29 protein-coding genes and 3 pseudogenes are annotated in these 23,853 nt (G+C 55.6%); 15 read left to right on the forward strand and 17 right to left on the reverse strand.

All coding sequences use genetic code 11. The features are described from left to right. The first annotated feature begins 231 nt into the window (after positions 1-231). The 3 genes from JN756_RS26615 to JN756_RS26625 all read left to right on the forward strand — a co-directional run bounded on the left by JN756_RS26615 (position 232) and on the right by JN756_RS26625 (position 2,921). Positions 232-1,209, forward strand: coding sequence for an integrase domain-containing protein (locus JN756_RS26615; RefSeq protein WP_201021510.1), 978 nt, complete (start codon positions 232-234; stop codon positions 1,207-1,209). Continuing rightward, the gene (locus JN756_RS26620; protein WP_201021511.1) at positions 1,206-1,478 is read left to right on the forward strand and encodes a hypothetical protein; all 273 of its coding nucleotides are present in this window, start codon (positions 1,206-1,208) and stop codon (positions 1,476-1,478) included. Before JN756_RS26615 ends, JN756_RS26620 begins: the two co-directional genes overlap by 4 nt. A 438-nt stretch (positions 1,479-1,916) precedes the next feature. Continuing rightward, positions 1,917-2,921 (forward strand): DNA translocase FtsK, encoded by a 1,005-nt coding sequence (locus JN756_RS26625; RefSeq protein ID WP_201021512.1) that lies wholly within the window; start codon positions 1,917-1,919, stop codon positions 2,919-2,921. A gap of 146 nt (positions 2,922-3,067) precedes the next feature. Here the strand turns inward: JN756_RS26625 and JN756_RS26630 are convergent, their stop codons facing one another. From JN756_RS26630 to JN756_RS26650, 5 genes are all read right to left on the reverse strand, one after another. After that, positions 3,068-4,423 (reverse strand): ATP-binding protein, encoded by a 1,356-nt coding sequence (locus JN756_RS26630; RefSeq protein WP_201021513.1) that lies wholly within the window; start codon positions 4,421-4,423, stop codon positions 3,068-3,070. Further along, on the reverse strand, positions 4,399-5,064 hold the full coding sequence (locus JN756_RS26635) for a response regulator (RefSeq protein ID WP_201021514.1): 666 nt from the start codon (positions 5,062-5,064) through the stop codon (positions 4,399-4,401). The genes JN756_RS26630 and JN756_RS26635 overlap by 25 nt, the downstream gene beginning before the upstream one ends. A gap of 106 nt (positions 5,065-5,170) precedes the next feature. Next, entirely contained in the window at positions 5,171-5,608 is a 438-nt protein-coding gene (locus JN756_RS26640; RefSeq protein ID WP_201021515.1) for a hypothetical protein, read from the reverse strand. A 28-nt stretch (positions 5,609-5,636) separates the two neighbouring features. Then, positions 5,637-6,401 carry a COG4705 family protein gene (locus JN756_RS26645; RefSeq protein ID WP_201021516.1) on the reverse strand — a complete coding sequence of 255 codons (765 nt, stop codon included), beginning with the start codon at positions 6,399-6,401 and terminating at the stop codon, positions 5,637-5,639. A gap of 460 nt (positions 6,402-6,861) precedes the next feature. After that, positions 6,862-7,341 carry a MarR family winged helix-turn-helix transcriptional regulator gene (locus JN756_RS26650; protein ID WP_201021517.1) on the reverse strand — a complete coding sequence of 160 codons (480 nt, stop codon included), beginning with the start codon at positions 7,339-7,341 and terminating at the stop codon, positions 6,862-6,864. A gap of 66 nt (positions 7,342-7,407) precedes the next feature. On the opposite strand from JN756_RS26650, the gene JN756_RS26655 reads away from it, so the two are divergent. After that, a complete protein-coding gene (locus JN756_RS26655) occupies positions 7,408-8,115 on the forward strand; it encodes a DUF2798 domain-containing protein (protein WP_201021518.1) in 708 nt (235 codons plus the stop codon). A gap of 272 nt (positions 8,116-8,387) precedes the next feature. Here the strand turns inward: JN756_RS26655 and JN756_RS26660 are convergent, their stop codons facing one another. Further along, positions 8,388-8,696, reverse strand: coding sequence for a DUF3077 domain-containing protein (locus JN756_RS26660; protein WP_017846211.1), 309 nt, complete (start codon positions 8,694-8,696; stop codon positions 8,388-8,390). Positions 8,697-9,096: 400 nt separating this feature from the next. On the opposite strand from JN756_RS26660, the gene JN756_RS26665 reads away from it, so the two are divergent. From JN756_RS26665 to JN756_RS26675, 3 genes are all read left to right on the forward strand, one after another. Next, on the forward strand, positions 9,097-9,474 hold the full coding sequence (locus tag JN756_RS26665) for a c-type cytochrome (protein ID WP_201021519.1): 378 nt from the start codon (positions 9,097-9,099) through the stop codon (positions 9,472-9,474). 209 nt (positions 9,475-9,683) lie between these two features. Then, the gene (locus tag JN756_RS26670; RefSeq protein WP_046382169.1) at positions 9,684-10,664 is read left to right on the forward strand and encodes an AraC family transcriptional regulator; all 981 of its coding nucleotides are present in this window, start codon (positions 9,684-9,686) and stop codon (positions 10,662-10,664) included. 910 nt (positions 10,665-11,574) lie between these two features. After that, on the forward strand, positions 11,575-11,874 hold the full coding sequence (locus JN756_RS26675) for a 7(1) septoil knot domain-containing protein (RefSeq protein ID WP_057004590.1): 300 nt from the start codon (positions 11,575-11,577) through the stop codon (positions 11,872-11,874). On the opposite strand, the pseudogene JN756_RS26680 reads toward JN756_RS26675, so the two are convergent. From JN756_RS26680 to JN756_RS26705, 6 genes and pseudogenes are all read right to left on the reverse strand, one after another. Beyond that, positions 11,867-12,052: pseudogene (locus JN756_RS26680) on the reverse strand (DUF6124 family protein); the annotation flags it as partial. The gene JN756_RS26675 and the pseudogene JN756_RS26680 sit on opposite strands and share 8 nt — an antisense overlap. Continuing rightward, a pseudogene (locus tag JN756_RS26685) lies at positions 12,044-12,497 on the reverse strand (site-specific integrase); the annotation flags it as partial. The pseudogenes JN756_RS26685 and JN756_RS26680, both read right to left, overlap by 9 nt. Before the next feature lie 93 nt (positions 12,498-12,590). Continuing rightward, positions 12,591-12,941, reverse strand: coding sequence for a DUF7079 family protein (locus JN756_RS26690; RefSeq protein ID WP_046484735.1), 351 nt, complete (start codon positions 12,939-12,941; stop codon positions 12,591-12,593). Positions 12,942-13,158: 217 nt separating this feature from the next. Continuing rightward, the gene (locus tag JN756_RS26695; protein WP_169866149.1) at positions 13,159-13,398 is read right to left on the reverse strand and encodes a DUF7660 family protein; all 240 of its coding nucleotides are present in this window, start codon (positions 13,396-13,398) and stop codon (positions 13,159-13,161) included. A gap of 218 nt (positions 13,399-13,616) precedes the next feature. Continuing rightward, on the reverse strand, positions 13,617-14,153 hold the full coding sequence (locus JN756_RS26700; RefSeq protein WP_169866139.1) for a dihydrofolate reductase family protein: 537 nt from the start codon (positions 14,151-14,153) through the stop codon (positions 13,617-13,619). Between the two features lie 191 nt (positions 14,154-14,344). Then, the gene (locus JN756_RS26705; protein ID WP_201021520.1) at positions 14,345-14,710 is read right to left on the reverse strand and encodes an SMI1/KNR4 family protein; all 366 of its coding nucleotides are present in this window, start codon (positions 14,708-14,710) and stop codon (positions 14,345-14,347) included. A gap of 380 nt (positions 14,711-15,090) precedes the next feature. Here JN756_RS26705 and JN756_RS26710 point away from each other — a divergent pair, with 380 nt between their 5' ends. Further along, positions 15,091-15,453, forward strand: a complete 363-nt coding sequence (locus tag JN756_RS26710) for a DUF167 domain-containing protein (RefSeq protein ID WP_017846747.1) — start codon at positions 15,091-15,093, stop codon at positions 15,451-15,453. Between the two features lie 227 nt (positions 15,454-15,680). Here the strand turns inward: JN756_RS26710 and JN756_RS26715 are convergent, their stop codons facing one another. Continuing rightward, the gene (locus tag JN756_RS26715; RefSeq protein WP_057005266.1) at positions 15,681-16,331 is read right to left on the reverse strand and encodes a LysE/ArgO family amino acid transporter; all 651 of its coding nucleotides are present in this window, start codon (positions 16,329-16,331) and stop codon (positions 15,681-15,683) included. A 545-nt stretch (positions 16,332-16,876) separates the two neighbouring features. Here JN756_RS26715 and JN756_RS26720 point away from each other — a divergent pair. Beyond that, on the forward strand, positions 16,877-17,530 hold the full coding sequence (locus JN756_RS26720; RefSeq protein ID WP_232565975.1) for an NBR1-Ig-like domain-containing protein: 654 nt from the start codon (positions 16,877-16,879) through the stop codon (positions 17,528-17,530). A 448-nt stretch (positions 17,531-17,978) separates the two neighbouring features. Here JN756_RS26720 and JN756_RS26725 read toward each other — a convergent pair whose 3' ends face one another. Further along, on the reverse strand, positions 17,979-18,866 hold the full coding sequence (locus JN756_RS26725; protein WP_057005268.1) for a LysR substrate-binding domain-containing protein: 888 nt from the start codon (positions 18,864-18,866) through the stop codon (positions 17,979-17,981). A 126-nt stretch (positions 18,867-18,992) separates the two neighbouring features. Here JN756_RS26725 and JN756_RS26730 point away from each other — a divergent pair, with 126 nt between their 5' ends. Together JN756_RS26730 and JN756_RS26735 are read left to right on the forward strand one after the other, a co-directional pair. Then, positions 18,993-19,502, forward strand: a complete 510-nt coding sequence (locus JN756_RS26730) for a hypothetical protein (protein ID WP_046385181.1) — start codon at positions 18,993-18,995, stop codon at positions 19,500-19,502. Between the two features lie 370 nt (positions 19,503-19,872). Next, on the forward strand, positions 19,873-20,202 hold the full coding sequence (locus JN756_RS26735; protein ID WP_017846741.1) for a hypothetical protein: 330 nt from the start codon (positions 19,873-19,875) through the stop codon (positions 20,200-20,202). A 44-nt stretch (positions 20,203-20,246) separates the two neighbouring features. On the opposite strand, the gene JN756_RS26740 is transcribed toward JN756_RS26735, so the two are convergent. Beyond that, positions 20,247-20,882, reverse strand: coding sequence for a LysE family translocator (locus tag JN756_RS26740; protein WP_046382117.1), 636 nt, complete (start codon positions 20,880-20,882; stop codon positions 20,247-20,249). 166 nt (positions 20,883-21,048) lie between these two features. On the opposite strand from JN756_RS26740, the gene JN756_RS26745 reads away from it, so the two are divergent. Continuing rightward, a complete protein-coding gene (locus tag JN756_RS26745) occupies positions 21,049-21,420 on the forward strand; it encodes a PH domain-containing protein (RefSeq protein ID WP_017846739.1) in 372 nt (123 codons plus the stop codon). Between the two features lie 33 nt (positions 21,421-21,453). Then, positions 21,454-21,618: pseudogene (locus tag JN756_RS26750) on the forward strand (T6SS effector amidase Tae4 family protein); the annotation flags it as partial. A 411-nt stretch (positions 21,619-22,029) separates the two neighbouring features. On the opposite strand, the gene JN756_RS26760 reads toward JN756_RS26750, so the two are convergent. After that, a complete protein-coding gene (locus JN756_RS26760) occupies positions 22,030-22,407 on the reverse strand; it encodes a c-type cytochrome (RefSeq protein ID WP_201021521.1) in 378 nt (125 codons plus the stop codon). A gap of 42 nt (positions 22,408-22,449) precedes the next feature. Beyond that, positions 22,450-22,791, reverse strand: coding sequence for a demethoxyubiquinone hydroxylase family protein (locus JN756_RS26765; protein WP_236255062.1), 342 nt, complete (start codon positions 22,789-22,791; stop codon positions 22,450-22,452). A 181-nt stretch (positions 22,792-22,972) separates the two neighbouring features. On the opposite strand from JN756_RS26765, the gene JN756_RS26770 reads away from it, so the two are divergent. Together JN756_RS26770 and JN756_RS26775 are read left to right on the forward strand one after the other, a co-directional pair. Then, a complete protein-coding gene (locus JN756_RS26770; protein WP_017846735.1) occupies positions 22,973-23,353 on the forward strand; it encodes a response regulator in 381 nt (126 codons plus the stop codon). A 204-nt stretch (positions 23,354-23,557) separates the two neighbouring features. Continuing rightward, positions 23,558-23,752: a hypothetical protein gene (locus JN756_RS26775; protein WP_046382114.1), complete on the forward strand. Its 195-nt coding sequence runs from the start codon at positions 23,558-23,560 to the stop codon at positions 23,750-23,752. Positions 23,753-23,853 lie beyond the last annotated feature (101 nt).

A 23,853-nucleotide genomic window follows, 5' to 3' on the forward strand; every position in this document is an offset into this window, starting at 1 on the left:
CGGCGCCGGTCTCGTCAGCCAGTGCAGCCTCCACCCGCCCACTTCTTTGGAAGTGCTCAGGAGGCCAGATCATGAGATGCCCAAGCTCCCGGTCGTAAAGAGCCGCCAGTCCCGCGTTAGTGGACAACCCTCACAGGTCGCAGGGGCCTTGATCCCTGATAACACTCAGCATTCTTGGCGGGATGACGTGGGGGAAGGCTTCAAGGGTTTGGTTTCAAGAGGGGTTTGGTCATGGCGTTGGTCGGTAGACGGGATGGACGTAATTTTGGCTATGGTCGGCAGCTGAGCTATGCCGGGCCGCAGGCTCTCAAAGATCTGTTTGACGGCGGGCATTACGGGACCGTCAAAGCGCACAGTGATCGTTGGCAGGCCTTTGTGCGGTGGTGTCGGTCGGAGGATGGCCCGGGGTTTAACGATGCGCGGCAGATTGATCGGCAGACCTTGATGGATTACGCGGAGCATCTGCGTCACCTGGTTGAGCGCGGCGATATCGCCATCGCCACCGCACAAAATCGACTGTCCAGCGTCAACCGAACCATGGCTGCGCTTCGCGGTGATCAATATGTGAAAGTGCCAAGTCCGAGCCAGACGTTAGGCATGCAGCGGACCACGGTTCGCACGGCAGTTCCCCAAGGGCAAGACCGTGAGCAAGTGATGCGCATCTTCGAAGCGCTTTGCGAACAGCATCCGCGTGCCGCCGCCATCGCACAATTGGCACGTGCCACTGGCATGCGTCTGCGCGAAGCCATTCTGGCCGACCTACCACGACTCAAGCGTGAAGCCGAACACTACGACAAGATCAACATCCAGGACGGCACCAAAGGTGGCCGCGGCGGTGCAACAGCACCTCGCTGGATCATGGTGGATGATCACATTCGTGACGCGCTGAGGTTTGCCGAACAGGTATCTCCCGAGGGTAGCCGCAACCTGCTGGCACCGAACGAGAGCTACCTCGACTTCCAACACGAAATCGTCCGTCCTGCACGGGACATCCTCCATACGCACAACCTCAAAGGCTTCCATGAGCTCCGGGCGGCCTATGCGTGCGAACGCTACAAGCAAATCACCAAGCATCCTGCGCCTATCAACAGAGGCCGTTGCTACCAGATCGACCAACACCTCGATCAAGAGGCTCGCGTACGAATCAGCTATGAACTCGGGCACGGCCGTATCGACGTGGTATCGGCTTACATTGGCGGTCGAGCATGAGCAAGCCATTCGATATGGAGCTGTTCCTAGCGGGCGTCCTGACCGGATCGCACACCACGCGCCAACGCCATATTCGTCAGGCGAAGATCATCCAAACGGCAGTTGCCGAGCGCTGGCAACGGAACAATCCATGGACTTGGCAACGGAAGCATCTCCTATGGTTTCTGGATCACAGGATGGGTGATCTAGCAGAAGCGACGCGCTATTACTACCGCCTAACCATACAGTTGATTGCCCTACGCCTTGGAAAACCGTGGTTTCAATCGTAAGAAGTTCTGTTCGCGCCCAAAAGTCCAACCTCCAGCCACGATGTATTACAGACGTCAGCCAGCTCACCAATCCAAAGGAAAAAGCATCCCGAGGCGGCCAGTAATGGCAGGCAGAAAACGACCGATTGTGTTGAAAAAGTCGACTCGGCCTGACTAGCCATACATTGAGCGGTGAAAGCGCTTTTTTATACGCTGCCACGTCAAATCTGAGCCCTGAACAGCGGGTCAATTCGACTGACCGTTACCTCGCCTATCGAGGCATGCCAGGCAATTTCTTTGTTTTGGGCCAGAAGCCATTCGCTCAAATCAATGCAAGCGACCGAACAAATTTATTTTCAAAAATCGAAATGTTAGGAGGCCGTGGAGGCTGTTACTGCTGCTCATGCAGAAACGGTAGGTTTGTCTCCAAAATGAAATTGTACGCAAGGAGCGTCACACATGAATGCATCCCCAACTGATCACTCGCCTGACCTCATGGCTGCGGCCGAGGACGTCCTCGTCGCCGAGCAATGGGCTTCCATCTCGTTGTTACAGCGCAGACTCAAGCTAGGCTACAGTGCTGCCCGCTCATTGATGGACGCACTCGAGAGAAACGGAGTGGTCAGTAACCTGCATATCCATGGTTTTCTCACCCTTACCCCGACGTATATGAGGAAAATAGAGTCTGCGCGGCCGATGTCAGGGCGTGAGAAATATACTCGCAAGGTTTTTGAGACGGCACTTTTTCTCTGGGAGACTCACGAGGAAGGCGGATATGGCGATACACGAGCCATTAATTTTCTCTCGCCCATCGGAAGAGAGGCAGTAAAACAGCGCAACGTTGTATTTAAGGTGCTTGATGGCGCACCCAATGCGTCGCTGTTTAGTGCCGCTGGCGCGCTGGCTGGGTGGCTGCTAGAAAACTTTCTCCCTGCTGTGGAGTACGGGGATATCAAGTCTGAGCTTGCGACGTTGTGTGCTGCGCAAGAATGGAGATACCAAAAGGTCACGGATACCGAAGAAAAAATGGAACGGTCTTATCTTCGCCTCGCTAGATACATTCGACGGGTATTAACTGAAGAGGCTCCGCCGAACACAAATATATTTATATATTTCATTTGGGATGGCTTCGTTCCTAAAGGGCACGGAAAGAACGGCCCGGGTAGGGGGGAGCATGTAGTGCCACGAAAGTTTTTATTGCACGCGGGTGTTGGGCTGTTCAAAGCAGGTTGGCCGATTGACGGCGTAGCACGCGTACTGAGGTACAGCCTGGCTATCGTACATATCACATTGGATGAAAGTAGATTTCTGGATGCCAGCAGGATAAACGGCGGCTTGGGGCTCAAAGAGCTGATGCCAGAGGGTTGGCGCATAGGTGTTGACTGTATATACGAGCGTCTCCACAAGGCCAGGATTGCTTTTGATCCGCCAGCGGAACACGATGCATGCGCATGTGCCTTGTAAATAATGAATCGCCACTCGTTTGCTAGACCTCGCGCCCGGCTGTTTTGGGTCGACTGTTGTCTGATGCCCCCGGCAGAAGTCGGCCCATAGCTGCCCGTTATGGTTTCCAGGACATTGGAGGCGCTTCACAATCCAGCACAAAAGCTTCACGTTTTACCTCTTTTAAACCAGACCGAAACACATAACCCGCTCTTGTTCATCTCATCCGAAAAACTCAATCGGATGTGCGCCCCCGCACGATCGGCTATCGCCTTTACAATCGATAAACCCAGCCCGGAGCCTGCCTCATCGGTTCCCAAACTGCGGTAGAACGGATCGAACACCAGCATTTTTTCTTCTGCGCTGATGCCTGGGCCTGAGTCCTTGACTTGAAGGATCACTGTTTCCTGCGCCAACTCGACCGTCAGGTCGACTCGTCCGCCAACGGGGGTATAACGGATAGCATTATCCACCAGATTCTTGACCAGGATTAACAGATCCATTGCGTTGATATTGACCTGTACGTCTTCGATGCTTTCAACACCGATATCGATGCGCTTGCGCTCTGCTAGCGGCAGTAAGTCCTCTAGTACCCGTCGATAGACTTCATGGACTGAAACTGATGTCTGTGATCGATCCGAGCTTGATTGTGCTGCCGCCAGGGCCAGCAGTTGATCGATCAATTTTCTGCTGCGTTCAATTCCCCGAGACAATGGCAACAAACGTTCATAGGCCGCCGCCGACATTTCTATGGCCGACAGTCGCTCGGCTTGTAGTGAGAGGGCCGTCATCGGGGAACGTAGTTCGTGGGCTGCGTCGGCGATGAAGCGACGCTGGGCTTCCATGGACTGCGCAACGCGCATCAACAATCGATTGATGGCCACGACGAAAGGTCGGATCTCGGTTGGCAGGTGGTTATCGTCAATAGGATGCAACGCCTGTTCGTCGCGCTGATCGATTTCGTCCGAGAGGGTTGCTATGGGACGGAATAGTTTGCGTACCAGATCGCTCACCACCAGCAACAGCACCGGAAACAGAATGAGAAACGGCAACAGACTACGCCAAGCGCTTTTTCGCGCCTCTTTTTCACGCACGTCAGCTTCTTGGGCGACAACGATGCGTTCGCCACCGACCATTGTTCTAACCAGCACGCGAAAATTTTCGCCTGCCACGCTCAAGGTCGACAAGCCATCGGCTAGTCTTGCCGGGAAGGGCAACGGTGTTGTTGCGTCATCACTGCCGGTCGCTTTACTGCTGTCGGTCAGGTATTGGACGATAACCCTGGACTCTTCGTCGTCGCCAACTACCTGTTCAACCACAGGATAGTGAAAGGTCATCTTTTGCCGATCAAAAAGGATGGCCACTTGACGCAAGGTCTCGTCCTGCATTTCGTGCGCCTCGTTAATCGCAGAGACAAAAGCGAAAAAACCTGCCAGTACCGCCACGATCAGGATGGCCAGCGACAGCGTTACAGACAAACGCACCTGTACCGAGTCATTCAAGCGCTTTTTGAAACCATCCATCCCATTCCCCTGACATTCTTGATGACATGGTTCCCCAGTTTTCGCCGCAGTGCATGAATCAGAAACTCCACCGCATTGCTTTCCACTTCATTACCCCAGCCGTAAATACGGTCTTCCAGCTCACTGCGCGAGAGAATGGCACCAGGTCTTATTAATAGGGCCTGTAGCAGGGCGAACTCGCGGCTGGAGAGTTGAATATCGGGGGTTTCGGCAGTAGCCGCTTGTTTGGATAGCAGATCCAGCGACACTACACCGTTGTCCAGCACTGACTGGGCACTGCCGCCTTTGCGGCGTAAAACAGCTCGCATGCGTGCCAGTAACTCCGCCATGGCGAAGGGTTTGAGCAGGAAGTCGTCCGCGCCGCCGTCGAGGCCGCGCAGGCGATCATCGAGTCCATCCCTTGCGGTGATGATCAGCAACGGTACCGGGTTGTTGCGTCCACGAATGCCATCGAGGACATCGAGCCCGTCTTTGCCGGGCAAGCCGAGATCCAGCAGCACCATGTCATAAGCTTGTGTTTCCAGTGCTGCAAGGGCGGTGAGTCCGTTTTTTACCCAGTCTGCGGCGTAGCTAGCATCGTTCAGCGCGCCTTGAATGGCATCCCCAATCATAGGGTCATCTTCGACCAGCAATATCCGCATTTATCACTCCAGAAAAAGGCGCGCCGATCATGACCGTCGCGCCTGTATTGAAGCATCTGGGCCGGCGTTTGTCCGTCGCCGGATCAACGCAATGTGCGGCTGTCGGTCACTGCTTGCCCTTCATGGAGTCGAAGGCTTTCAACAGATCATCCATCGAAGCCTTGCAATAGCCCTGCTTCGGTGTGCTGGCGCGCAGGGCGTCGAGTGCCCGATCAATGGCTTTGTCCAGCACATGCCAGTCACTTGCAGCCCGGGGTTTGATGCCAGCTTCGGCGGAGTCCCAGGACGTTTCCAGATCCTTGATGCGGGTTTTCGCCCCCGGCAGGTCATTTTTATCGACGAGCGCGGCGACATCGGTGGCGATGGTGCGGAACTCGGACAGATCGCCCAGTTTTGAACCGGACTGGGCGGATGCGCTCACCGATGTGTTCGGCGTGCCGGCACCGGGTTTGTCCGCAGGTTTCGAGCAGCCGGCGGCGACGCTGAGTAAAAAGATCGACGAGACGATGGCAACGTGGCGAATGACATTTTGAAGTGGACGCATGACAAATCCTTGATTGGCTTTTGAAGGGTTACTGAGTGACGTTTTTGCGGTTGCCAATGCTGATTTGCGCGACCGCAACCAGAAGAACAATGACGCACAGGAAGATAGCGCTGGTCCAGGCGGCGCCCATGCCGAGGCCGCCGTAGGTTTTGGCCTGGGTCAGCAAGTCGCCGAGGGAGGCGCCAAACGGACGGGTAAGGATGTAGGCGATCCAGAAGGTAAGCACGACATTGCCGCCCAAGCGCCAGGCCACCAGGGTGGTGGCGATCAGCCCACCGAAAATCACGGCGCCGAGGGTGAAGCCCAGGCCCAGCGCTTCAGTAGCTAGGTCGCCCGCTGCTGTGCCGAGAGCAAAGGTGCAAAGCACTGTCGTCCAGTAGAAAAGCTCCCGTCGCGGGGTTACGATTTCGCGGATCGACAGGTTGTGCTCCACCCGGTACCAGACCAGGAAATTGATCGTCAGCAGAACGGCAAAGACCGCCGTGCTGGTGTACAGGCTGATGTCGAGCATGTCGGTCATGATGTCCGTGATCTGTGTCCCGACGATGCTTACCAGCACCACGGTTAACCAGTAGATCCGGGGTGAATAGGCCTTGGTACGCAGTTGGAAACACAACGCGAGCGCTAGCAAGACGGCCATACCGATGCTCGTCCAACCAGCGCCCAAACCGGCATCCACGGCCAGAAAGTCCGCTCCGGTTTCACCCACCGTCGTGGACAGAATCTTGATCACCCAGAATGACAGCGTCACCTCGGGTACTTTGTTGAGCCATCCGGATTTTTCGGGATTCATGTGCGGGTAGCCTCTCCTGAGCGGCGCTGAACTTGCGCAGGGGGGAAGATACTTAGCGAAACTTAGCTGAGACTGAGGGACGGCAATACGATTGCCGCAGTTCTCTTGCCGGGTAGATCGCTGAAGGCATTACTCCGGATTTGGGAACGTTACATATTACTTCCGCGGCCTATTCTGGAGGCTGGCATGCGCAATTGTCTGAAACGGAACCGATTGGCAGCTATTCGCAGATAGCTGCCCAAACAATGGGCAGCTCAACCCATACCGGCCGTTTGCGACCGCCAGAAAGCGGCCAGCTCTGGCCAGTGGTAACTCGCCGCATTGGCCAGAGGTAGACACTCGATGTGTCTACGAAATTGGGGGCGATTCAACCCTTCAGCTCAGCAGTCGTTAGTGATAAGGCCGTGCGTCCTTCCCCACAAGACATTCCCGACACCTGGCCCTTCCGCGCCCGGCGGCCTCAAGCGATGCCAGAGCTAGCCCTGGCGCGCAGGAGTAGCTGGCGGGCCAAGGCTTGGAGTTGTTCGGCCTCGTCCGCAGCCAGCTCGCCGAAGAGGTGATGGGCGAGTTCGGTCTCGATGGCCATGAAACGTTGCACCTCGGTGGCACCCGCGGCCGTCACGCTCATGCGCAGGAGGCGACCGTCCCCGGCGTCTGCCCTTCGTACCATCAGGCCGCGTGCCTCCAGTGCATGGATGAGGTGGGCCACCTGGCCTTTGTCGCGCCCTGTGAGATTGGCAAGCTGCTGCTGCGTGCCGCCAGGCTGCTCAAAGCACAGGCACAGGATTCTCATGTGCAGCGGCCCGAGTCCGTCGACCTGCTCAACGCGCATGCGATCCCTGAGGAGCTGCTGGGCCGTACCGAAGACCGTCATCAGCGAGACGAAGGTCGTGCGCGCAGTGTCGTCAGTTGGGGCGTGGCATGTCGTCAGTTTCTTCATGGGTCTACTCGTTGATGAGTTAAACATTATTGTTATACTGTTGAGATTATCAACGATATCCAGTCGATGCCCTCTATTTCTATGAAATCCAATCGCACCACCCGACCGTCCCTGCGCGCCATCCTTCCCGACCTAGTGTTGCTGCCCTCGGTCGCGCTAATACTCAGCTTCATCATGACCTGGGCGACGCTCGGTTTCACTCCTGAGTTCCTGGCGCGTTGGGGCCGAGGCTTCCTTACGACCCTGGTAGTGCTCCCCTTCGTGCTGGTGTGCCTTGGCGCGCTGGAAAAAGGGGTGGATAAGGTCATCGGCGGCATGAGCTGGGTGGCGCGCAAGCTGGTCGTCTCCGCCATCACCGCCTGCTTCATCGAAACCATCATTGCCTTTGCCGTGACTGCTGTGGGCCACCCCTTCGACGCTTCGTTCGCAGACACCTGGTGGCTGGCTTTCAGCCGCTCGCTACCGGCGGGCCTAGCCATCGCGTTCTTCATGTGCTTCTACATGAAGCCGCGGATGGATCGCATGCGCAAGGCTGCGCAAAAAGGCGTGCCCCCCAGCTCCGAACCTGAGCCATTTAGGGAACATCCTCGAACTTCTGCTCCTAGCCGTTTTCTGCCTGACACGACTGACCGGCTTGGGTCGAAAGTTTCCTATAGCGGCAGACCAGACTCCGCCAAATCCGATTGCTTTGTTAACAACAACTCACACAACACGCATCTCGTCGGAAATCAGAAAGGCGAAATAGGCAATCTTCCATCCACCAAGCTCCACTAATGCAAATCACTCGCACGTACACTTCCCCGCATATTAAAAAGTGTACATGCCCTTTTATAAATATTAATCAAATACTTAACCTACTCTTCGAGTCTCCCTCGGGGCACCATCTTAAAAAAAGACCTTGAAATTCAAGGTCTTTTTTTTCGCCTGTCGAAAAGTGGGCAACCAGCAAAATCCCCGACCAGCGCAACATCAACTTGAAACACAGCCCCTTGTGGGAGCTGGCTTGCCTGCGATAGCGTCAGCCGCAACACCCTCAAACCACCAGACTAACTACCTGCCACTTCACCCTCCTCCGTCACCCCATTGGCCAACATCCCATTCGCCAAATCATCCACCACCGCCTTCGCCATCTCCCCCAAATAATGCGCCGCCCAGGCATAACGATCCGCGCCCGTGTCCATGGCCGCATCCAACGCCAGCAGCTTTGAACAGTGGAGAAGTTCGGAGGCGTGCTCCAACGCATCGCGGATGGGCACGCCGGCGTTCACGCGGAATAGTCGGTGAAGGTTGGGCTGCTTGCCACAGGTGGAAAAGGTGATGACACCGAGGGTTTTGTTGAGGGGTGGGTTGATCATTGGGCACCTCCTGGATGGGCGGAGGTGTGGGTGGTGGGGTTGTGAGGGTATGGCCTGTCAGAAACGCTCATTGCTTAAGCTCCTAATATAGTGAGCCTATTGTTTCTCGGATTCTCAAGTCCGGTCGCTGGGTTGGAAGCGACGGGGAGAAAGTTAGCGCAGGAGCGATTGGGGTTGAAAGTCAGTATCTGTGGCGAAAAATTTCCGTTAGGTCGGTCGGGGACGCCGATTCCCCCAGATGCAGGAAACAACCGGGGTCTACCCCCGATTACCTCCGGGAAAACGTGTTGGTTTAATGGGCATCAGAAATGACCGTGTGCGCCGACGCGATGGCTGATATCTTTCCCGCGCGCCCAATCGCGTCCAATCAACGCCGGTCCCATCAAGGAAGATAAAAACAATGAAAGTATTGCTCATCGCTTCGCTAGGAATGTTGTCGCTGACTCAAACATCACTATCCTTCGCGGATAATGCTAATGGAAAAAATCTCTATCTACAGCGATGCAGCATGTGCCATGGAATGGATCTCAAAGCAACAGGACCGCTGGCTAAAAAAAGTAATCCGCCGACGCCTGATCTAACAACGCTCGCTTTCAAAAAACGATTAAATGATTATCCGGGCGTGATTGTGTCTTCGATAATACTTCGCCCAAATGGCGACTTAATTCCAAAAACCTTGCGAGAGAATGGAGTAAAGCTATCGCCGCACTCATGGAGCGTTAAGGATTTTCGCGATTTAAATCAATACATGGGTGGCGTTATTTCACAAACCCGATGACCGTCGAAGTGCCTGGTCCTGTGCTGTCTCCGTGGATTGACATGACGCTTTAAGCGCTCTGCCAACAGTTCAAACTCGATACCTTTGCTACAGATTGGCCTACGCTGGAGCTGCACGCTGCCGAGAAAGAAACGAAGAACGCGCTGCGGTTATCGCAGGAACTCAACGGCTCAACAGCCACATGAACGGTGATTTTTAGAATAGCTAACATGACGACCAAGCCTTCTGCGCAAGTATCCCGCGCTGAGTACGCGCGACGGATAAATCGTGTACTCAACTACATCGATGCTCACCTCGATCAGCCGTTAGATGGCGCGCAGTTAGCCGACATCGCCAATTTCTCGCGCTTCCATTTTCATCGAATTTTCGCCGCATGGATGGGCGAAACGCTTGGCAGCTATGCACAGCGTCGACGGCTCGAGAAGGCGGCCTTCCGGCTGTCCTGTGGTAGCCATGAAACAGTACTTGAAACAGCGTTGGCCACCGGCTTCCATTCGGGTGAAGCGTTTGCGCGAGCCTTCAAACTCAAGTTCGGCTGCACGCCATCGACCTGGCGCTCCACGACTCTTCAGCGGCTGAAAATGCAGGCGTCCGCGATCGGACAGCAACCAGGCAACCAAGAGAGCAATCCTGATCAGGTCTTCAGCAATATCCATCAGGAAGGCGAGCCCGCGCTCGGTGAATCTGACGTCTCTTATCGGCTAACGGAAACTTGTGCCATGGATGTACGTATCGTTGATTTACCAAAAGCACGCGTCGCGTATCAACGTTTGATCGGACCATATGGGCCCGCCATCGGCGAATTTTGGCGCGGCACCATTGCGCCGTGGATGCACTCAAATGGCCTCAGTGATGAAACGTGTTATGGCATAGGTCATGACGACCCGTCTCTCACTCCAGCCAACAAGTGCCGCTATGACGCGTGCGTCGAAGTACCCGCTCATTTTGTTGCTAGCGGCCAGGTAGATATTCTAACTCTGCCGGGCGGCCGTTATGCCGTAGCGAGTTTCAAAGGGAAAGCTGAGGTTTTAGGTAACGCCTGGATGTGGCTGACGCGTGAATGGATGCCGTCCAGCGGACTACAATGCGACGATAGGCCTTGCTTCGAGATGTTTTCTGCGACCACGGCACTTGACCCCCACACCGGTGAGTTTAGTTGCGACATCTGCATTCCAGTGCGAGCGCTGTAACGCAACTCCCGCGTGCCGCATTGTTTAGGGGCGTGAGCGCATCGCATTCACCAGCCACTATCGTTATGCCATGCAGCTGCATGGCATAACGCAAAATCGAGCAAGCGATAAGAGCCCATATCCCTAACGACGCATTCGTTAAAATCCCTCCTTGATCTAGCTGCACAGGTGAAAATCAGACGAGTTAATTCTCTTCACTCGAAATGGTTTACGGCCAAAAGCGGGCGATCACCACCAGCAGCTATGGGGCGAGAGCGGGGATTCGGAATAGGCCGCATTCGGCCAATAGTTGCCTGTCGGAACCGGCTGAAATAGCCCCAGAGCGGTCATCTCCGCGTTCCAGTATTATCATGCCGATCTTCGGACTATTTATTGGTAGGTTGATCCATGGTCAGAAGCGTTAGGCTTCAAAAAAAACTGCATACACGGCATCTGATCGAGACAGCTGAAGAGGTGGTACTTGATGACAGCCTTGTTGGAAAGCTATGGGCGCTCAATCAAGGTGACAGATTTGAGTTGAATTCAGCTTCTCTCACTTTATGGGCTGGCTGGTGAAATGACTGCATGAGCAAGCCTGAACCGGCCAAGTATAAAACGAGTAGCTGGTCACTTTCTTCCCGCGAAATAGAATTCCGAACCGCTAGATTTGGATAGCGGACTACAGTGATCGCTTTAGAGCGATAAGGCGTGGGCCTTCACGCTGCCAAGCAGCTCGACGCCATCGATGGCGCTTGAGCTCAATCGCGCAGTCGGCAAGGCTGAGGGGGTTGACCAAAGCCATCACAAGCCAGATCGCCGAGCCGTTGTATGTGCCGTATGATGACGCCGCCAGCAATCGGGCAGGTGAGTTGAAACGGCCCGCGTGGATATCGATAGACTGGAGGCTTCGATTTTTTAGGATGAAATGCTCATGTTCAAAGCTGCCCTCGCTTCCTTGCTGTTGACCTGCACTTTTTGCGCTCACGCCGGTACGACGGTCGATGTGTCGAAGATTTACGGCAAGATCCAGTTCGTGAACAGCTATCCCGACTACAAGGTGAAAGTGGTGAATCAGTACCCCGACCTTAAGGTAAAGAAGGTGGTTTCCTGGCCGGACTCTGTTGGCAAATGGCAAATCGTCGACAGCTACCCCGACTACAAGATCCAGATCGTCGATTCCTATCCGGACTTCACTATTGAATATGTGGAGAGCTGGCCTGGGGTCAATTGATCGCGGCAAGCCGTTGCAGGTGGCCTGAGACGGCTTGTTGGGCGGGTTGGCCAGGGCAAGGCGTTTCACGATCGAGCAATTTGGCGGTGAGGAGTACGCCCAGTTCGCTCAGTTGATGGATCGCCAGGGCGATGTCGCGGTGTTTGCCGTTCAGGTCTTCGTACAGGTCGAGCAGCAGTTGAACCGCCTGCAGGTTATTCGTCCTGCGATAGATCAGTGATGCCTTCTTACGTATCATCTCATGAGTGCCATACATGGCTGGATCAAGGCCAACGGCCTTCACCCAGCCTTTGACGATACGAGCGTATTGGCGAGTGGATAGATGGACTGTGTTTGTTCAGTAATCTTGAACTGCACTGGCCGCTGCGTTTTCTGCTGCATCACATGGCTCGTGATGATACGTGCTCGCCATGGACGACGTCGCGCACGCGGAGCATGGTTAAGTCGCAAGCTCGAAGTTTGCTGTCGATGGCCAGATCGAAGAGAGCCAGCTCCCTGGTTCTTTCCGCAATTTGAAGCCTTACTCGGATGGCCCAGATATCTCTCAGTTGTAGCGGGGGGGGCTGGCCCACCAATTTTCCTTTGTTCCAGGGCTGACGGCTGCGGGTAGCGATGATGCTCATGACATGTCCTCCACGTGTGGAAGGACAAGGATGGCAAACCAGAGCAACGGTCGCTAGGAGCCCGTAGCCACTAGGAGCATTAATGAAGTCGAGTCAGGCATATGCGAGCGGAAGCCGGGCTGCCACTTGCCCCCAGCATCTTCTGATTTCTTTAATAATGCCGCTGTCAACCAGCTTGTTCGTAGAGACCTCACATACCGACAAATGCTCTAACAGCCATTCATCTGTCCATCCCGCCCATTCACCTGCAATGGATTTGAGGTTTCCTTCAAGCACAGGGAAAACTTCATTCCAAAGGATGCTGTGAATTTCTTGGGGCGAATAGCCTGTCTCCAGGACTACGCGAGCAACATAGTCAAAAGTCGCGTCGGTGATCTCGGTATCGAGAAAAAACTCTGAAAGTGCCTGCCAGATCTTCAGGCGGTTTGCGTCGACAGTTTTCATACAATATCCCGAAGCTTGAATGGCGCCCAGCGGCTAGAAGTTATAGTAGCCGAAACGTTCAGACAGATATTCGCCGTCAGAATGGGCCGCTTTCGACCCAATACAGCCAGTTAAAATTGGCGGTGACCGACCAGAATCGGTCGATCGTGAGGTGGAGCCGAGCCCGTTCGGCTACCCCCTAGACGCAACGCTTAAAGCGAATAAACACTTCACCTGTTTACTCGTATATTTTTCCGCAGTACAAAAAATTAGCGAATTGCCGCCAAGGATTGGAGCCTTGAAGCCCCTGATCGACGCCAAAATTACTGTCCTCGGCCCATGCAATAGCTCCGTCTAGGAAGGCTTCTATCGTCCCGTTTTCCCAGTCACCATTCGATTTGTCTTCCGCCAGGGCGTGGGCAAAAGCCAGAAAGGTATTGGCGTCCTTGACCTGATCCAATTGCTCATGAAGCTCCATGGGTTTCTCCGCTCAAAGTCATAAGTAGCTCGTCGGATTATCCATAGAGCGAATAATGTCCGCTACTGGCCGATTTCTGCCTGTCATATCCGGTAGAAGTCGACCATTAACTGACTGCCAGCCAGAAGAAAAGCCAACGTTCGAGAATCGGCCTCGGCAAATAAATCCGCCCGCCCCTTTCCCCTCATTGCTCTAGATCGAACACCCTCGCGAACCGGTCATACCGTCAACCGATAGGTAGACTGCACCAACCCCGAAGGAAAGCTGCAGCTGGATACCAGTTTCAAGTCAATGTCCTGCTGAAGGGCCCCAAACAATCGCCTTCCCGATCCGATCAGTACGGGAACAGTGGTAATCACCATATCGGCGACTAACCCATCGCGCAGGAAGGATTGCACCAACTGCCCGCCATCGACATAGACACGATGCATGCCTTGCCTCGCCAGTTCGGCCATCAGCTCCCCTGGTGCGAGGTTTGAGAAGCGCAGCTTGCCCTTCAACGCCTTGGGCACCGGCGTACCGGCCAGTTGTTCAGACAGCACCACGACGGGCCGGTCGTAGAACCATGTGTCGAAGGTCAGCACCTTCTCATAGCTGCCTCGCCCCATCACGATTACATCCTTGTCGGCAACGAAGGCGCAGTAGCCATGATCTTCAGTCGGATCATCACGCTGCAAAAGCCAATCAATGTCGCCATCTGGCCGGGCGATGAAGCCGTCCAGGCTGACGGCGATGAAAACATGTGCAGTGGCCATCAGGACCTCCTAATTGAAACGACGTTTATTCATCCTTGATCATAAGCAGAATAAAAGATTCGCCTTCGCTGACTGCCGTTCAAAATTTCAGATTTAACGTAGATGCGCCCACTTCAATTTTGGCGAAGCGTTTTTACTTACTCTGGGCCAGCAGCGGACACCTGGTATGGATCGCAGATATCGTACATACACTACTCAAGGGCTATACAGACCTGTTCGAACCAGGCGGCAAAGGTTGGCCAACTTTCGTCTGTACTTCCGTTGTGGGACCAGTATCGAACAACACCAGCCTGCGATATGCAGAAGTAGTCGCTGTTGTCCTCAATGAAAGGCAACCAATCCCGAGGCAGGCCCTGGGCCCAGGCGGCTTCGGTAATTTCAAAGATATCCAGATGGCTGCATCCTCCCAAAATCACCGCGGGTTCAAATGCGGCGTTTGCGACATCGCTGCCACCTTTCAGGAAGCGGATATATTCATCGGGAAAGCGAAAATTGAGCCTGCTCTCTGCGTCAGCAATTTCAGCATCTGTTGGAATACGAAAAGGATTGTCTGTCATTCGTTCAAGTCCGAGTGTTGATCAGTATCGTGCGGTGGACGATAGCTTATTCAATCAGAGAGTGTAGAAGCCCGCTTGGGTCGACTTCTGCCGGTCGCAATAGGCCGGGACGGGCAAGAAGCAGTCGTTCGTCTTTTCCCCAAGCGCCGGTGCTACGGCTGCTGCCCTCTTGTCTTTCCTCCAAGCCCCGCGCTACCCTCGACACTGTTAAACACCGTTCGCAAAAGGAATTGCTGCAATGGTGTCTAACCGTTTTTACTTCCGCCCTCCTCGTAAATACTGCACTCCAGAGCGGCAGCGCACGTCCGCCCAAAAATGTTATGCACCCATTGATGTCTATTTATAGTTAGGCATTTTTATCCGACCTACGTAGGATCCATGTGAAGAAAGCAAAAGCGATTACCAAAAAGAAATCATCCGGCCGTGGCTTTGAGATGTCCTCGTTTTGTGGGTGGGATGGAGAGACTTTAGTTCTGAACATACTTGGAACTCCGAGCGCCAAAAAGGATGCCATCGGCAAGGCGAAAGGAAGTCAACTCAAGATCAGCGTCACCGCCGCACCCGTAGCAGGCAGGGCGACTGACCATATGGTTAAGTTTCTCGCCCGAGAGTTTGACGTCTCGGTTTCTGACATCACGGTTGTGTTCGGTCGTTTTAATTTGAACAAGCAAATGCGTATAAGGGCGCCCGGAAGCTTACCTGCCGTAGTGGCCAAGGCCCTGTCAGAAGCAGAAAGCACCTGACCATTCGCTACGGGCGCGTGCAGCCTAATGAGCCGCCCTGCTGTCATGGACTGTTCCAGTGTCTGCTTGCAATAAAAGGGGGGGACAGATTTATTTTCTGCACTAAGCGTCCGCTTCTGGCCGACTTCTGCCTATCGCAACCGGCAGATTACTCTTTCTCCAGCGCGATACGCCCAAGCCGACCTGGTGAAAGACGACATTGAGGCGTTCGCAGCCCTTTGGACTCTTCAGAGTCTGACCCCGATTACCTGCTGAAAGACACCCACTGAATCAGTGATCAACATCCCGGCCAGGTACACCATCAACACCGCCACACCCGCATCCAACCAGCGCCACACCACTGGCGCCTGGAACAGCCGCGTCAAACGCTGACATCCCAGCGCCAGTATCACAAACCACACCAACGATGCCGTCATCGCGCCACTCGCGAACAGTGCTTGTTGGCCGGTGGGTTTGGCTGCGCCGATCGAGCCGATCAGCACGACGGTATCAAGCCAGGCGTAAGGATTGGCAAACCCGAGCACCAGTGCGGTGCGCAGCAAGCCTCGTTGCGAGTGACCGCCTTGCGTGTTGGGCATGGACTGGTTACGTAGGCAGGCCAGCAAGCGTTGACCGCCAAACCAAAGCAAATACGCCGCACCGGACAGCAGCAACAGCGCCACCACACCCGGCCGACTTCCCAGCAATGAACCCAACCCTGCGACGCCAACAGCGATCAGTAGGACATCGGCGAGTACGCAGATAGCAACCACGGCCCAGATCGGACCCCGGCCCACACCTTGGCGGATGACCAAGGTGTCTTTCGGACCAGGCGCGGCGAACAGCCCCATGCCCAAAAGCAAGCCTTCGAGGTAAAGAGCGTTGAAGTTTAGAAGCATGGGATGTTCGAACCCGCTAGAATATTAGAGAAGTTGAATCGGTTGATTACCGAACTTGGTGTGCGGACGTTTATGGCACTATTTAAATTGATGGTTGCGAGCGGGAAAAATTTAGCAGCGTTTGAACAAAGGAAAATGAATCTTTAGTGGCCTGAGAGATTGCTGAATATCCATCAACAATTTTTTTGTAGTCCTGCAGCATGGCATCAGACATTTGCAGGATGCCGAAGCCTGATCGAACAATGGATTCACAGCACGTTTTTATTTGAGTCATCGCTATATCCAAAGATGATTGTAAAGGAATGCAACACACACAAGGTTCGCAAGCATGCGAGAAACCACGACACTGGATGTAGCCAACCCAAAAGGGACCTATCCATGTCCTTCACCACGTCGCTAGCAGGTCGCAAGTGTGCATCGCTCGATATACGTAGCGGCGAGCAGGTTGTCCTTTTTGGCGAACAACGTGACGACTATCACCAAGGACCGGAGATCAACACTCGAATATGAACATCAGAACACGCGATACGCTTCGAGCCTTGGTTATGCGACGCAGCCGAGAACTGGGAAAGCCCCTGACAGCCCTGGCCAAAGAAGCCGGCATTTCCCGAACCTACCTCTACGGATTGACCGGCGGAGCCTCACAAGATCCCTCAGTACGCACCCTGATCAAACTGGCCAAGGCGTTGCAGGTTTCGCCGCTGCTGTTATTCCGCTACTTCGCCGACCTGGCTGGCGCACCGGGCGATGCCTGTTCAATGGCAACCACTAATCGCGCCACCGGCCTGCGTGACCCCAGCGACATAGCTGTCTTCAACGCGGATGTCACCACCCCAGACCAGACCGTGGTGCTGCCCGGTGAGACGTTTCAGAAAACCTGGGAGATCCAGAACCTTGGCGCCCGCCCGTGGCGCGGTCGGAAATTGGTACGGGTCGACGGCGAATACGTAATCGCTCGCCGCAGCGCGTCCGGCGTTCCCTTGGAAGTGGTGATGGACACCCACCTGCGCAGCCTGAACAACGAAATCCCCATCGCCGACACCCTGCCCGGCCAGCCGGTACGTATCAGCGTGGAGTTCGGCGCCCCAAGGGAGACCTGCACACTCACGTCGATCTGGCGTATCGAAGATGAACAGGGCCAGCCTTGTTATGGACCCGCCTTCATCCTGCATGTAATCGTCAACGTCATGGCACGTTAAGGTCCGACGGGAGCCCCACAAATCTGTCCAAAACTCTGTGCCTGATGACGGGCGTCTATCAATGTAGACCGCAACGGCATTTACACCTCCATAAAAATAAAACCTCGACTACTGTATTAAACCAACTAACCCCCTCTTCCTTATTACACAAAATCAAAAAAACACATTGCACGCCCCTTCAACTCATCCAAAAGTCTTAACTCCCTACTAATAGGTCGTGGTTTTGCAAACAGACGTTGACGCATTTATCCCGCCAGGAATAAGGAACTCCAAAGGGGCTGGCGGTTTATCTCAATGGCGCGCGGATCAATGAAGCGTTCCGCGATACCGTGAATTTCGACCTGATGCCCAGCGTGGCCATCGACCACGCTGATGCATGCCGGTTTCAATGTGAAGTTCTGAGTCGCTCAGCGTCTGAACCAATCCGGTACAGGCCCCACCGCGTCCCCTACGTCACCTGCGCTTCCTCCAACAGCCAACGCGCAAATACCTGGATGGGCGCGCGGCTCAGTTCAAGCGGTTCGGGTAGCACGAGGCAAAAGGCCTTGGCGACATTCTTCTCTTGTGGCCATGGCGCGACCAGCCGGCCTTGCGCCAGTTCGGCTTCCACGTACAGGCGCGGTACGAGTGCCACGCCGAGCCCCGCCAGCGCGGCTTCGATCAGCATCGCATGCAAATCGTAGCGCGCGCCCATCGCGGCGTTGCTCAGGACAATCCCGGTTTGCTGGGCGTAACGCTGCCAGGCATCCGGGTTCTGTCGTCGGTGTAATCGCGGCAATGAATCCAGAGCCGTTGCCTGCTTGCCCGGCTTCAGCAGGCCAGGGTGACAAACCGGAATTAACACTTCGTTCAACAGGCGGTGCGTCTGCATGCCCGTCCACGCCGGGTGCTCAAAATGGATGGCGGCATCAAAACCGCTGCCGGCGAGCACGAACGGTTCCATACGTTCCGAGAGGTGCACGCAGATATTCGGGTGTTGCTGGCCAAAGCCGGCCAACCGCGGAATTAGCCAGCGCAGGGCAAAGGTTGGGCTGACGGCGATATCCAGGCTGGCGCCGTCGCTGGGCTGGCCCATCAAATACTGGCTGTCCCTGTCGAGCCGGTCGAGTAGTTCGCGCACTTGGGCCGCGTAGCGCTCACCGTTGGGCAAGAGCCGCACGCGGTTGCCAACACGCTCGAATAACGTGACCCCCAGAAACGCCTCCAGACGGCCTATCTGCCGGCTGATGGCGCCTTCAGTCAGGGCCAACTCGTCTGCGGCACGGGCGAAACTGCCATGCCGGGCTGCGGCTTCAAAGGCCATCAGGGCAGCGTTACTCGGGAGCTTTCGACGCATGGGCATTCCTGGTTCAAGTCAAGGCCTCCACCTTGATGTTTAATCACTGAAGAGTGCCGAAAAGTCGTTTTATGGATCATTACCGTGTCACTAGCATGATTAAACATCAACCAACGAAGTGACATGATGATTTATACAGTCGAATGCAACTACGCTGACCCCGCCAGCGAAGCTGAGTGGAATGCGTTTTACAGCCTGGAAAAACTGCCAGCGCTGATCTCGGTGAGCGGATTCAGCTCCTCGCAGCGTTTCAAAGCCTTGAGCGGCGATTGCCCGGCCTACCTGGCCCTGCATTCAGTCGACACGCTTGCCGTGTTGCAGAGCGACGAGTACCGCCAAAAAGGGGGAGGCAATTTTGCCCGTTGGCAGTCGCACATCACTGATTGGAAGCGCAACCTCTATGCCGGGCTGGACCGGGCAGTTGGCGTGGGCGCGGACGAATTCCTGTTGGTCAGTGAACAAGGCCCTCAAGTACTGATTGGATTAGGCCTTACACCTGTAGCGCTGCACGCGGTTGCGTTGGACAAGAACCCTGCACACCGTTGGCTGGCCAAACTGGGTTGCACTCAGGCAAGGGCCAGCGATCTGCAGGGGCTGAAGGTATATAGCGCAATGACCATGCAGTTAGTGTCATGAGCCACGCGGACATAAATCACTGGAGGCTTGCCGGCCGGCACAGGATTGGAAATCCATATTTAAGCGCCCGAAGCATAATCGTTCTAACTGTGGTCTGAATCGCCCCTGATTTACTGGTCGAATCTGACGGACTGCTTTTAGCCGATTTCTCCCGGTTTGGGGAACCATAGAAATGTGTCCGTTCTGCACAATCGAAAGCAGCCCCTCTCGGGCGGCCACTTCGGGTCGGTATCCCACCTATCGCTTGATCTAGGTTTTGCACGCGCCCGCCGCGTGGAGCTGATCCTGGAGCGCTGACGCGTGGGTCTTTTTTTTCCGGCGCAGAACAGTGATCATCGCCCTCCCCACCAAAACCCGAGGAAGCGAGACCATGGAATTGACGCTGGAAGCGGTTGCGCTCTTCGCACTGAAACTGGTGTACGAGACCGACGGCGGCAGCCCGGTCTTGCGTGACGATCTGGTGATGGACGGGTACGAGCGGGAAGTGTTTGGGTTACTGGTACGGCAGCGGGATTTGGCTGCGATTCAACGCAAGATCGAGGAATGCGTGGTGCAGGCGCTGGAGGCATTGGGCGGCGCCCACACGGTGCTGGGGCGGGAGTTGCGGCGGTTGGCGACTGACGTGCAAAACGTCCATCAACTCGACGCACTGCCCACGCCGCTAACCACCCTCAAGGACTATTTGAAAGACATCCTGTGAATCGCTGATCAGCGTGCCGGCTGCGGCCAAAAGCGCATGCCCGGTTAGCGCCGCCCTTCAACCGCCATCCGCACGGCCAAGCCCATCAGCACCGAGCCCATCAGCCAGCGCTGCACCACCTGCCAACCGGGCCGGGTGACGAAAAACACCGCGATGGAACCCGCCATCATGGCAATCATTGCGTTGACGCTCACGCTGATGAAAATCTGCGTAAAGCCCAGCACCAGGGATTGCGTCAGCACACTGCCGTGGCCGTTCGGGTCGATGAACTGAGGCAGCAACGACAGGTACATCACCGCGACTTTAGGATTCAGCAGGTTGGTCACAAAGCCCATCATGAACAGCTTGCGCGGGCTATCCAGGGGCAGGTCCCGCACCTGAAAAGGCGAACGACCACCCGGCTTGACCGCCTGCCAGGCCAGGTAGACCAGGTACAACGCACCGCCGAGCCGCAGCGCGTCATACGCCAAGGGAACCGCCATCACCAATGCGGTGATACCCAATGCCGCGCACAGCATGTAAACGATAAACCCCAACGCCACCCCGCCCAGGGAGATCATCCCGGCCATGCGTCCCTGGCAAATCGAGCGGGAAATGAGGTAAATCATGTTCGGCCCGGGCGTCAGCACCATGCCGAGTGAGATCAGCGCGTAGGCAAGCAAGCTGGACATATCGGGCATTGTTTAGCTCCTGGATTTTTATTCTGCCGGCGTGAAATCCTTCGCCGACGTTGCAGTGTCAGGCGCCATGGTAGGGCGTTGAAAAGCAGGGCGTTAGATACAGATCCACGAGCAAAACGTCATACACCGGCTGGCGATTACCGGCTCACTCACCCAGGACAGGCACATGATCGACTTCAACAACAAAGGCTTCTTCAAACTCAAGCAAAACAACGAATACGCCGAACGCGTCGCCGCCCTGCTGCTGGACGGCGAAGAAGTGATCGATGCCTACAAAGCCATGCGCGACGGCGTGGTCTTCACCACCAAGCGCATCATCGCGGTGAACGTGCAGGGGATTACCGGCAGCAAGAAGGACTTCACCTCGCTGCCGTACAAAAACATCGTGGCGTATTCGGTGGAAACCTCCGGGACGTTCGATCTGGATTCGGAGTTGGAGATTTACTTTTCGTCGCTGGGGAAAGTGAAATTCGAGTTCACGGGGAAGACTTCGATTGTTGAAATCTCGCGGATCATTTCCAAGCACCTGCTGGCGTGATCAGCGGGCAAAAAAAGACCTTGGCGCAGGAGGAATGAGACGTTTGGCAATCGCAGTGGTGACCACATTGATTTATGGAATGGACGGCGATTGACGGATTGGCTGAGCTACCCGCGAATTCAGTTGGGGTTCTCGATCGAAGGGACGTTCTCGGATTATCACGACTCCAGGGAAATATGGTTTTGGAGGGTTATATGAAGGTATGTAAGGCGGTCGTGTTCGTGTTTTTGGTGGTTGCCGTCGCTGTTGGGGTGTTTAACGGTGTGGTGATGGCGGTGGCGGCGTACTTTGGGCCGTTTTATGAGGGGGATGCGGAGCAGACTCGGAACTTTGGGATTTGGTTGGTGGGGAACGGGGTCACTGTTGTGGGGGCGGTTGTGGGTGGGGTGGTTTGGTATTGCAGGTATTTGGGGCGAGGCTGATGCACCGCGCCCACATTTGAGGGGATGTCCTTATCGGTGTAAGGGCTTCAGAACGACGCAGGTTTTATGTGGGAGTTGTCGAGCCCCAGCGAGGCTGCGATGCAGGCGCTGCGGTCTGGCAGGTGTCACGCGGTGATCCCATCGCAGCCTCGCCGGGGCTCGACAACTCCCACATGGGGTCAGGCGATCACTCAGGTTGAAACGTCGCCAGGTAGGCCAGGATGTTGTCGATCTTTTCCTGATCGCTGATACCCCAGAAGATCATGCGCGTGCCGCTCACCACCTTCTTCGGCGCCTCGATATAGGCCGCGAGTTTTTCCCGGGTCCAGACCACCCCGGAGTTTTTCATCGCATCTGAATACTGATAGTCGGGAGTGGTGCCGGCTGACCTGCCGATGATGCCGTTGAGTTCGGGGCCAAAGCCGCCGCGCGCGCCCTCGCCGATGCTATGGCAGCCGCCGCAGGTTTTGGCGAAGAGCTTGCCACCCGCTTCGGCATCGCCGGCGGCGAAGGCTGCGCCGGTGTTGAGGATCAGGACGAAGGTCAGTAACGCGCGGTATTTCATAAGGGCTCCACATCGGGTGATACGGGTAATTATGCCGGTTTGTCAGGAACGCATGCCCATCCAGATCACCGCTTCGGTCCACGCTGTTACCACCGGCGCCAGCGCCCTGAACCACGGGTCGTCCCGCTCGATCTGCGCGGCAGAGTGATCATGGTGGTGCTGTTCCTCCTCGACGATCGTGGCAATCGCGGCCACGGCCAGCGGGTCGATGTCACGCAATGTGTGGAGTTGATGGGCCAGGTGCCTGAGGACCACACTCTCGACCGCAACCGTGGTGGCAACAATCGCTTTGCGGCCGCACAGGCCGGTGATCAGCCCCAGTACCAGGCCGCCGAGACCGCATAGCCAGTAACTGCGGCAGCGGCGGTAACCCCGTCGTCGCAATTCGGCCTCAAGCAAGCGGACCGGGAGTGGGTGGAAAAGCGCCCGTATCGTGCAGCAGCACCCGGCAAATGCGCAACCTAGACGCGCAAAACGACCATCCATCGCTCAGCGCATATCGGATCGAACCTAATCCGCTCCGCCCCACTCCACCCTACTGAACCCTGATGGTGGAGTAAGGATCATGGCTCAGCCATCGATTTTAGTGCTGGAAGACGACGAAATCATTCGCGCGTTAATGGTGGACGTGTTGGAGGATTTCGGCGCACATGTCACCTCGTTTCCTTCGGCGGATGAAGGCATGATCTACCTGGAGCGGGCCGATGACCCGGTGGACCTGATTGTGAGTGATATCCAGATGCCTGGTTTACTCAACGGCTATGACCTGAGTCGAGTGGTGGCCCATCGCTGGCCGTCGGTGCCGGTGCTGCTGACGTCCGGCAACACCGGGCTGGCGGCGCAGCTGGGGGGATCGGTACGCTTCCTGCCCAAGCCGTGGAGCACCGAACATCTGCTCGAATGCGTACAAACCGCACTGACCCGGCAGGGCGCGTCGATGCATTGATAGCTTCGCGATATCGCTTTGCTCAACGTCACGACGGGCTGGCAGTGGGCTCCGATTTACGGTGCCCACGGTGAATGAAGATTCCCACTCCTGAGTAGTCTCGTTTTGACTCAATAGGTTTATAGCGACTGCCTTCTTACCCGCTGTAAGTTCGGTTCGCGTCGACAGTGTTCGCCGCAAACCGAACTTACAGAGGAAACCGTGATGAATATTTTCTACAGCCATCTGAACTTCGAAAATTCGTTTCTGCCGACCTACTTGAACACACAGGTAGACCACCACTCCCCCTCAAAAACGCCTCCTCAGGGAGCGGCCATTGACGTCAATGGCGAGCAGTCGCCTAAAAAAGACCGCGCCGTGAGCGGGCTGGACAGCCTGGGTCGGGGAAACATCATCTGAGGCGCCCAACCAGAGGCTGCCGACCTGCTGCCTCTTCCTCCTTTCGATCCGCCCGGCCTTAACACAATACTGACATCCGCCGGGTTAACCTTCGTGATCAC

This window comes from Pseudomonas sp. Y39-6, assembly GCF_023651955.1.
GTDB lineage: Bacteria > Pseudomonadota > Gammaproteobacteria > Pseudomonadales > Pseudomonadaceae > Aquipseudomonas > Aquipseudomonas veronii.

Bases quoted from the DNA above. Each gene is read 5' to 3' on its own strand.
- JN756_RS26615 (WP_201021510.1), top strand. From the start codon at position 232: ATGGCGTTGGTCGGTAGACGGGATGGACGTAATTTTGGCTATGGTCGG.
- JN756_RS26620 (WP_201021511.1), top strand. From the start codon at position 1,206: ATGAGCAAGCCATTCGATATGGAGCTGTTCCTAGCGGGCGTCCTGACC.
- JN756_RS26625 (WP_201021512.1), top strand. From the start codon at position 1,917: ATGAATGCATCCCCAACTGATCACTCGCCTGACCTCATGGCTGCGGCC.
- JN756_RS26630 (WP_201021513.1), bottom strand. From the start codon at position 4,423: ATGGATGGTTTCAAAAAGCGCTTGAATGACTCGGTACAGGTGCGTTTG.
- JN756_RS26635 (WP_201021514.1), bottom strand. From the start codon at position 5,064: ATGCGGATATTGCTGGTCGAAGATGACCCTATGATTGGGGATGCCATT.
- JN756_RS26640 (WP_201021515.1), bottom strand. From the start codon at position 5,608: ATGCGTCCACTTCAAAATGTCATTCGCCACGTTGCCATCGTCTCGTCG.
- JN756_RS26645 (WP_201021516.1), bottom strand. From the start codon at position 6,401: ATGAATCCCGAAAAATCCGGATGGCTCAACAAAGTACCCGAGGTGACG.
- JN756_RS26650 (WP_201021517.1), bottom strand. From the start codon at position 7,341: ATGAAGAAACTGACGACATGCCACGCCCCAACTGACGACACTGCGCGC.
- JN756_RS26655 (WP_201021518.1), top strand. From the start codon at position 7,408: ATGCCCTCTATTTCTATGAAATCCAATCGCACCACCCGACCGTCCCTG.
- JN756_RS26660 (WP_017846211.1), bottom strand. From the start codon at position 8,696: ATGATCAACCCACCCCTCAACAAAACCCTCGGTGTCATCACCTTTTCC.
- JN756_RS26665 (WP_201021519.1), top strand. From the start codon at position 9,097: ATGAAAGTATTGCTCATCGCTTCGCTAGGAATGTTGTCGCTGACTCAA.
- JN756_RS26670 (WP_046382169.1), top strand. From the start codon at position 9,684: ATGACGACCAAGCCTTCTGCGCAAGTATCCCGCGCTGAGTACGCGCGA.
- JN756_RS26675 (WP_057004590.1), top strand. From the start codon at position 11,575: ATGTTCAAAGCTGCCCTCGCTTCCTTGCTGTTGACCTGCACTTTTTGC.
- JN756_RS26690 (WP_046484735.1), bottom strand. From the start codon at position 12,941: ATGAAAACTGTCGACGCAAACCGCCTGAAGATCTGGCAGGCACTTTCA.
- JN756_RS26695 (WP_169866149.1), bottom strand. From the start codon at position 13,398: ATGGAGCTTCATGAGCAATTGGATCAGGTCAAGGACGCCAATACCTTT.
- JN756_RS26700 (WP_169866139.1), bottom strand. From the start codon at position 14,153: ATGGCCACTGCACATGTTTTCATCGCCGTCAGCCTGGACGGCTTCATC.
- JN756_RS26705 (WP_201021520.1), bottom strand. From the start codon at position 14,710: ATGACAGACAATCCTTTTCGTATTCCAACAGATGCTGAAATTGCTGAC.
- JN756_RS26715 (WP_057005266.1), bottom strand. From the start codon at position 16,331: ATGCTTCTAAACTTCAACGCTCTTTACCTCGAAGGCTTGCTTTTGGGC.
- JN756_RS26720 (WP_232565975.1), top strand. From the start codon at position 16,877: ATGCGACGCAGCCGAGAACTGGGAAAGCCCCTGACAGCCCTGGCCAAA.
- JN756_RS26725 (WP_057005268.1), bottom strand. From the start codon at position 18,866: ATGCGTCGAAAGCTCCCGAGTAACGCTGCCCTGATGGCCTTTGAAGCC.
- JN756_RS26730 (WP_046385181.1), top strand. From the start codon at position 18,993: ATGATTTATACAGTCGAATGCAACTACGCTGACCCCGCCAGCGAAGCT.
- JN756_RS26735 (WP_017846741.1), top strand. From the start codon at position 19,873: ATGGAATTGACGCTGGAAGCGGTTGCGCTCTTCGCACTGAAACTGGTG.
- JN756_RS26740 (WP_046382117.1), bottom strand. From the start codon at position 20,882: ATGCCCGATATGTCCAGCTTGCTTGCCTACGCGCTGATCTCACTCGGC.
- JN756_RS26745 (WP_017846739.1), top strand. From the start codon at position 21,049: ATGATCGACTTCAACAACAAAGGCTTCTTCAAACTCAAGCAAAACAAC.
- JN756_RS26760 (WP_201021521.1), bottom strand. From the start codon at position 22,407: ATGAAATACCGCGCGTTACTGACCTTCGTCCTGATCCTCAACACCGGC.
- JN756_RS26770 (WP_017846735.1), top strand. From the start codon at position 22,973: ATGGCTCAGCCATCGATTTTAGTGCTGGAAGACGACGAAATCATTCGC.
- JN756_RS26775 (WP_046382114.1), top strand. From the start codon at position 23,558: ATGAATATTTTCTACAGCCATCTGAACTTCGAAAATTCGTTTCTGCCG.